This window comes from Bacteroides sp. 1_1_14 (assembly GCF_000162515.1).
Classification (GTDB): domain Bacteria; phylum Bacteroidota; class Bacteroidia; order Bacteroidales; family Bacteroidaceae; genus Bacteroides; species Bacteroides thetaiotaomicron.
Genome location: NZ_GG774705.1, coordinates 1 through 4,258, shown reverse-complemented (window position 1 = coordinate 4,258; position 4,258 = coordinate 1). Strand labels below are relative to the sequence as shown.

The following is a 4,258-nucleotide window of genomic DNA, read 5'->3' as shown; positions in this document are numbered from 1 at the left end:
TTTCATTTTATTTCATTAATATTTATTTATAGTATATACAATATCTTTATTCAGTTCTACACAAAGAACCGCTTAGTAGACAAAACCTACATAGCCCCACTTTTGTCTCGGCCAATACAACATACAGATCTGAATTATCGAGTATTTTTCACTTCTTTTATATCATAATCAAACAAACTGCGAGCAAAGCATCTTTTGATCTTATTGCACCTTCTTTTTTCTACTTCTGGTATACTCATGTATATCCCCATGCCCTCTATTTCGAGAAATATCTTCCACTCCTCCAACATATCCTAGTTTATTTTCCAACAGACAAATTTTATCTTGTTCAAGAGTCTGATATACTTATTCAAGAAATGATAGTTTTCAGAGAGATATGTTCTTAACTCATCACAAAAGGCAATAAAGTCTTGATCATTCTTTTCTGCCATTAACTCGCAATTAACGTTATTCGTGGTCTGACATCCGGCTATTGGAAGGCTGATTCCCTTCCCGCCTCCCGAACTATTACAACCTCCTTGCGACATCAAGAAAGGTCATGGGACCGTTATAGTTAAGGTCCGAAACAGCATTGTCAAAGTCATTGAGAGCATAGTCCCCCATCCAAAGGTGTCAAGGTCAACCTTATTACCATCGAGACAATTGTTTCCATAACTCTCCTCTAAACGCTCTAGAAACATATTCCCCATATATCCCCCTTCATAACAAATTTGCGAGATACCCTGAACACTCAGGCTTGAGAATTATAGTGTAGTTCACGAACAGCCTCCACAAGATCAGATGACACAGAGTATTTTGTCATTGTTCCAATAGGGTTGCCCAATTTGATTTAACATAGAAGCCGATTTTCCAAATCATGGAAGTTTTGTTCGCAGACTTACTGACGAACACACCGAGAAAAGTCACAATCTGGAAAAGTTACTCTTTATAGACCTGATTCAGACAACTACGATATATAAACGATATAACGCTCATTGCATCTTTATGGGAAATGTAGATGAGATTCATTGGTTATGATATTAGTATATTCCTGTCTCTTTCATTACAGACTCCACCTGTTCAAGAGGCACATTTAACATGTGAGAAACGTAGAGAGGAGAGATTGCATCCATGGAACCTGACTGACGCTCCATACTAATAAGGCACTCAATGTTCTTCTTGAGGTCACCAAAAGAGTTTGAAAAAGTAAATGCTTCTGATAATTCAGATGAGTTCTTGAGTATATACTCATCAAAAGTTTCGCTTCCATCCTCTCCATATTTACCGTCTTTTGCTTCATAGATGACTGACGGTTCAAGTACTTCAACAGTGTGCCATGCGCCTGCAGGTACTACGCAACCGAATTTACCGGTCGTTGGATCGAGGTGAACACGCTCTATTTCATTACCCTCTCCATCATACAATATCTCTATCAAGTCACCACATAGGAGAATGACATTCTCATTGCTGTGTGGATGATGATGGATTGGCACATCTGTTCCGGGTATCAAAGCATTCAACATACGCTGACCACCATCGTTAGAATTTGTACGTAGGTCATAATTCATACGAAGACGTGAATTACCCAACGCCTTATCGAATAGTTCAGAAATCAGTTTTTGGTCTATCTGTATCATAAGTCAGTATTTTCAAGAGATGCCAAATACTCTTCATGTAAATGATAATATTTCAACATAAACAACACATAAGCCACAGCAAGAATTACAATGGCAAAGACGAGGTAAATCCAGTGAGCAACAACCGTATTCGGACACAGGTATATAAAACCCAGTGATATAACCAACTGAAGCAACACATACAGGGTCGCCACCTTTACATGCCCAATATTCAGTTCATTCGCCATGATCTGATAAGCATGTTTACGATGTGCCTCTCCCAAGTTTTCATGCAGCATAATACGATGGGTAATAGTCAGACAACCGTCTACGCCATATACCAACAGGAATATCAGCCAAGTAATATCACCGGTCTTGATAGTCACATTGCCTAACAAAAACAACATAATAAAAGCAATACCAATAGAACCTACATCCCCGGCAAAGCATTTCGCCTTGCCTTTCGGTCGGAAGTTGAATACACAAAATACCAATGATGCAAGAATTGTAGAGACAATCAGACTTTGCTCCACAAATCCTATATCCATATTTAACAATGCTAATGGAATCAATACCGCTAACGAATATCCTGCCGTAATACCATTGATGCCATCCATAAAATTTATTACATTCGTTGCACCAACATAAACGATTAATGCCAGTAGTACAAACAGACCACCCAGCAGTACACCAAACTTTTCAAACCAAGTAGCATTCAACATACCTAACTCATAGAATACCAAGCCAGCAGCTATAAACTGCACCACCAGTCGCAAACTATCAGGCAACGAATGGATATCATCAATAAAGCTAATGCCAGCCACCAATGTCAAGCCCAACAGAATCCATGGGTACTGAAAGCCAAAGAATACGCTCCATATCCATGCACCAACCAGAAATATAACACCTCCTCCACGAAGTACGATGATAGAGTGGCTCGATCTCTGATTAGGTTTATCGATAATATTAAATTTATCAGCAATCTTGAAGTATGCTAACTCAAGAGTTAATAGTATCACAAAGATGATTACATAAGTTAAATATATGTTCATAATCGTATATTATTTTCAAATTATTCCTTCCAATCAAGATGAACGCAATTCAGGAAAAGCGTCATGTTAGTGATAGCTTTATCATTGCAGAGAAAGTGACCTTTGAAGAATTTTTTCTCGTGGTTAAAAGCTGTCTGAGGGTATGGATGCCATTTCACGAAGAAGATAAATCTCAATCGCCAATCCAGCATATCCGTTTCAGGATCTTTGTATCGTAAGTGAATTCGGTGAGGGGTAATATGTTTTCTGTTGAAGTAGTCCATTTTAATCTTTGATTGTTTCGAACCTCCTAAGGTAGCCCCAAAGTAGAGTAAGAAACACAAGTAGCCACCATTCGCTATAAAAGTAGAGTAAGAAACACAAGTAGCCACCATTCGCTATAGATGAGAAGATGTTCCCATCGATTGTTCCACCATCCTTTTACATTGAACCTAAGGACTGAAAAAGTGTCACTTGCTTCTCCTCGCAGAACTCTGAATGAAGGACGTCTTCTGTGATGCGAGTCTCTAAATCCTTATTTCGTTTGATGGCAGGAACGCTATCAGAAAACTTTATGTCCAAATAGTTCTCGCAAACCACATTTATCTGATTAAAGAATGACCAACTTCTCATCTCTTTCAAATAGACACTATCTCTTTCCAATTAACCTTATCGCCATCAGCCTACAAGCCCCCCAATCCAACAGTTAGCGAAGAGTTATATACTCTCCTGCCAAGTGCTGTCCAAGGTGGCGAATCAGAAAAATAACGTTAAAGTCTACTGATAGAAGATACATATCCGAAATGGTACAAACAAAAATTTTCTTATCTACGAACTCTTTCAGCTTTGCCTCAATAGCTAGAGCATCACGGTGAACCTAACTCTTGATGAAGTCGTAATAGTTCTCCACCATTATACCTTTATAATTAAAGTTTGTGTGATGTTCGTGACCAGACTCTACTTCAACTCCAAACCTATTCTGAACATTTGACCGCCCAATTACCATAAGTGCCCAGGGTAGATGTTAATCTCTCTTACAGGTCTATAAATTAGTTGTTGACCAATAACCGTATCCTTTGAAAAGCATCATCTTAATGGCATTATCCTGATAGAATTTGACTAATGCCTCAATGGCATTTTGTTAATACTCAATTTAGAGCGTACCCTTTTTATAAGGCATCAGAATGGATGCCTCACAAAAATTGCTATTAAATTCGATTGTTTTTTAACTATTGGCATACTGCCAAGTCTATATTTTGTGGTGTCAGACTCAAAAAATCTCTGCAACCGTTAAAAATTCCGGTAAAAAATTTACCAAGATAATCCCATGCGGACCTGCCTTGCAGCTTCACCGTGCTGATTATGCTATGGTATACAGCGGCAATCTCCGCTCCCTCGTCACTTCCGAAGTGCAGGGAGTTCTTCCGTTTGGTGGTAAAGGGACGCACCGCCCGTTCCGCCAGATTGTTCGAGATCGGATAACGGCCGTCCTTTATATAAGTGAAGGCCTCATTCCAAAACTTGTGAAGATAATTCAGGGCCTCCCGCATATAACAACTTTTTTGCTCCTCCTCACTTTTCAACTCCTGCAGCAGGTTTGCCCGCAGGTTTATCATCGCCTCCATGGTCGGC

At 39.2% G+C, this 4,258-nt stretch carries 3 protein-coding genes; all 3 read right to left on the bottom strand.

Features of this window, described 5'->3' with window-relative positions; genetic code table 11:
• Nucleotides 1-1,019: 1,019 nt before the first annotated feature.
• Nucleotides 1,020-1,616, bottom strand: a complete 597-nt coding sequence (locus HMPREF9007_RS14900) for a WbuC family cupin fold metalloprotein (protein ID WP_008761235.1) — start codon at nt 1,614-1,616, stop codon at nt 1,020-1,022.
• Nucleotides 1,613-2,647 carry a glycosyltransferase family 4 protein gene (locus HMPREF9007_RS14905; RefSeq protein WP_008761234.1) on the bottom strand — a complete coding sequence of 345 codons (1,035 nt, stop codon included), beginning with the start codon at nt 2,645-2,647 and terminating at the stop codon, nt 1,613-1,615. The genes HMPREF9007_RS14900 and HMPREF9007_RS14905 overlap by 4 nt, the downstream gene beginning before the upstream one ends.
• Before the next feature lie 1,208 nt (nt 2,648-3,855).
• A partial coding sequence (locus HMPREF9007_RS14915) for a transposase (RefSeq protein ID WP_032850339.1) occupies nt 3,856-4,258 on the bottom strand: 403 nt, incomplete at its 5' end.